General features: G+C 58.0%; 2 protein-coding genes and 1 pseudogene. All 3 read right to left on the bottom strand.

What is annotated here, in order from left to right; genetic code table 11:
• Window positions 1-311: 311 nt before the first annotated feature.
• Window positions 312-824: an RNA-guided endonuclease InsQ/TnpB family protein gene (locus tag HV796_RS43755; RefSeq protein ID WP_246356376.1), complete on the bottom strand. Its 513-nt coding sequence runs from the start codon at window positions 822-824 to the stop codon at window positions 312-314.
• Window positions 784-1,299 (bottom strand): RNA-guided endonuclease InsQ/TnpB family protein, encoded by a 516-nt coding sequence (locus HV796_RS43750; protein WP_217478220.1) that lies wholly within the window; start codon window positions 1,297-1,299, stop codon window positions 784-786. The genes HV796_RS43755 and HV796_RS43750 overlap by 41 nt, the downstream gene beginning before the upstream one ends.
• Window positions 1,296-1,898 (bottom strand): annotated as a pseudogene (locus tag HV796_RS46330) (IS607 family transposase). The gene HV796_RS43750 and the pseudogene HV796_RS46330 overlap by 4 nt, the downstream one beginning before the upstream one ends.
• Window positions 1,899-2,715 lie beyond the last annotated feature (817 nt).

The following is a 2,715-nucleotide window of genomic DNA, read 5'->3' as shown; positions in this document are numbered from 1 at the left end:
TTGCCTCGTCCAACGGCTTCTTTGCCATGGCGCGTATCTCCATTCAATCCGTTAGAGATATAACGCGCCAGCATCGAATCGGTTGTCATGTTTTATGGGAAACTCAATAGCATGACCTGCGAGCTTCTCTAGCAAGCGTGTGCGCAGCGCACTCCGCCCGGCTCCATCAGGAATCAGTGCGACAAATGACGCGCCCGAGGTCTCCAAACAACGGCCTCGCGTTCGACCTGCCGACTATTTTCCGGTAAGCGCGCTGTCCTGTGCTACAGAGAGTTTCGCATCGGTCGCTGAACTTTTCGCATTGAGCCGCTTCAAGTAGTCTGCAGATTGCTGTGCAAACCTGGCTTTTCTGCTTCGCAGAGGCCGGTTTCACGGTTGCCGAAGCATCCGCCAGAGCCTTCCTCTCCACAGACTGCTGCGAATCCTGCATCGGCGATGGCGCGAGCGAGCTTGCCGTTCTTCAGCATGCCGCTCACGTTCAAGTCCTCGGTACCGATGGTCGAGTAGTTCGTCGCGAGTGTCGTCGTCAGTTTGTGCAAAGCATCTTTGCGGACGTTTGCGATGCGCAGGTGCAGCCGGGCCAGCTTGGCTTTCGCTTTGGCCCGGTTTGCGCTTCCCTTCTGTTTGCGCGACATCGAGCGCGAGAGGCGCACGATGCGCTTGTGCTCTGCGCAATGCGGCATTACCGCAGGGGCGCAGCAGCCATCGCTGAACGTTGCGAGCGTCCTGAGACCAAGGTCAACGCCAACCGCGCCACGGCCCTCTGCGGCCTTCAGGCGCTCCTCAGCCTCTACCGGCAGGTCCACATACCAACCATCGGCCATGCGGCTCGCGGTCGCGCCCAGCAAAGCGCAAATCCTCGCGCATGCGAACGATACCGCAGCGCGGGATTTTCACGGTTTTGCCAACCACCTGAACCGCGTGGCTCGCCTTGTCTGCAGGGCCGTTGTCCGTGCGGAACGAATCGCGGATTGCCTTGCGCTTGAAGCGCGGATAGCCCGGCTTCTGGCCGAGCTTCACGCGCCGGAAAAAGTGGTCACACGCGAGCCAAACATTCCTGATTGCGACCGGTGGAGCGCACTTCGTTACCTCTGCCATCCACAAGAATCCGACGGCCTTGATGGCGTTCAGTTGCTTGCGGAGCGCGGCCTCGTTCGGCTTGCCATCCTCCTTGTGCTGGCGCGTCCATTCCGCCAGCGCCCAGTTGTAGGCGAAGCGAGCCACGCCGCATGCACGAGCGAAATACCTTACCTGCTCTGCGGTCGGGTCCAGGCGGACTTTGTGAACGCGAACAATCACCTGGCGGCTTCCTTCAGCGCGTCGAGGGCTTCCTGTTCTTTTTGCTGCGCGAGCCGTACAGGCGTGCAGAAAAGACCGTGATGATGTCGGGCACATCCTTCGCGAGTTCTCCCTCGAAGGACAGCTGTTCGCTCTTGTAAATGATGACGATTTCGATGTTTTGAGCCCCGCACATGGAGAACACCAACTCCGAGCCGAAGCACGGGAGCCGGTCTTTGTGCGTGATAACAAGGCGCTTCATCTGCTTACGCAGATCATTTCAGGCAGCCCGCCAGGACCTCTCCTGTGGTAGTTCATGCCACTGCCAAGGTCTTTGATTACCTCGCAGCGCCAGCCTTTAGCCGCGCAGTAGCTTTCCAGCATCGCGTGCTGGCGCTCAAGATCTTCCTGCTGGTCGTGCCAGGAAACGCGGGCATAGCAGACCGTGGGCGCATTCTCATTGCCGATTCCGCGAGGTCCGACATGGCGTAATAGCGCGTACCGCCTGCCGTCTTGCGAGCAGACAACAGTTCACCAGTCCCCTCCCACTTGCGCAGGGCGGACACCGCAACGCTGGACATCTGCGCTGCTTCACCAATCTTGACCAATCGTTGTTCCATAAAGACAGGTTAGAGCAAATTTCGGTAGATAATTGAACTCAGTTGCTCGCGCTCGTGCCTTCTGCATGGACCACGCCAATCGATCGCGCGCACACTCGTGACAAGTACCGCGGCCCGCCGCGCACGGCCGACTTCGCACTGAAATTGCCCGGCGTAACCAGCCCCCCCCCCCCCGACAGCTGCTGTGCAAAACCAGCAAGGTCGTCGAATGAACCATCTCGTCGCCTCCCAACTTCCGACGACTGCACATCCGCTTCGAATGCCTCGCATTTATCCATGAAGCATTCGTTAAAATCGCGCACTCCATCATCTTTTGGCGAAAACCAAGAGCTGATCTCTTCTCCGCTCAAGGCTATGCTCGCGGGACATTCACACAGCGCCTTCACCCGAGTTACACATTCGATGGCATGGCCGCCCCTTGCGCCGTGCCGGGGCAATCGAGTCGGCAATTCGTATTGGCACAACTTTCCACGATCCACTCGAACCGAGTCAATGTCAAAATTGCGCCTTGATTTTGCGGCAATTCATGCGGTAGGATTCGCGCCCACACCTCATAAGTTTGTAGTCCTATAGCATGTAAAAGACAGCGACCAAGCGCAGAGACATCGCCCGGTCAGCCAACTGGCGTCTGGCAACCTATCGAATTCGACATTCGTCGCCATAGTTTCGTGGAATGGCCACAATCCGCGATGACCGTCCTCGCTAATAACTATTGACCTTTCCATAAATCATGACGTCACCACAAGGTTGCCTGAATCCAGCACGCGGCGATGATCGAAGGTCGGTGCTGAGCGCTTTTGAGCTTGTTGCGAGCGAC

The organism is Paraburkholderia humisilvae (assembly GCF_902859855.1).
In the GTDB taxonomy this organism is placed as follows: Bacteria; Pseudomonadota; Gammaproteobacteria; order Burkholderiales; family Burkholderiaceae; genus Paraburkholderia; species Paraburkholderia humisilvae.
This window is presented reverse-complemented; position numbering and strand designations above follow the sequence as displayed.

Bases quoted from the DNA above. Each gene is read 5' to 3' on its own strand.
- HV796_RS43755 (WP_246356376.1), bottom strand. From the start codon at position 824: ATGGCCGATGGTTGGTATGTGGACCTGCCGGTAGAGGCTGAGGAGCGC.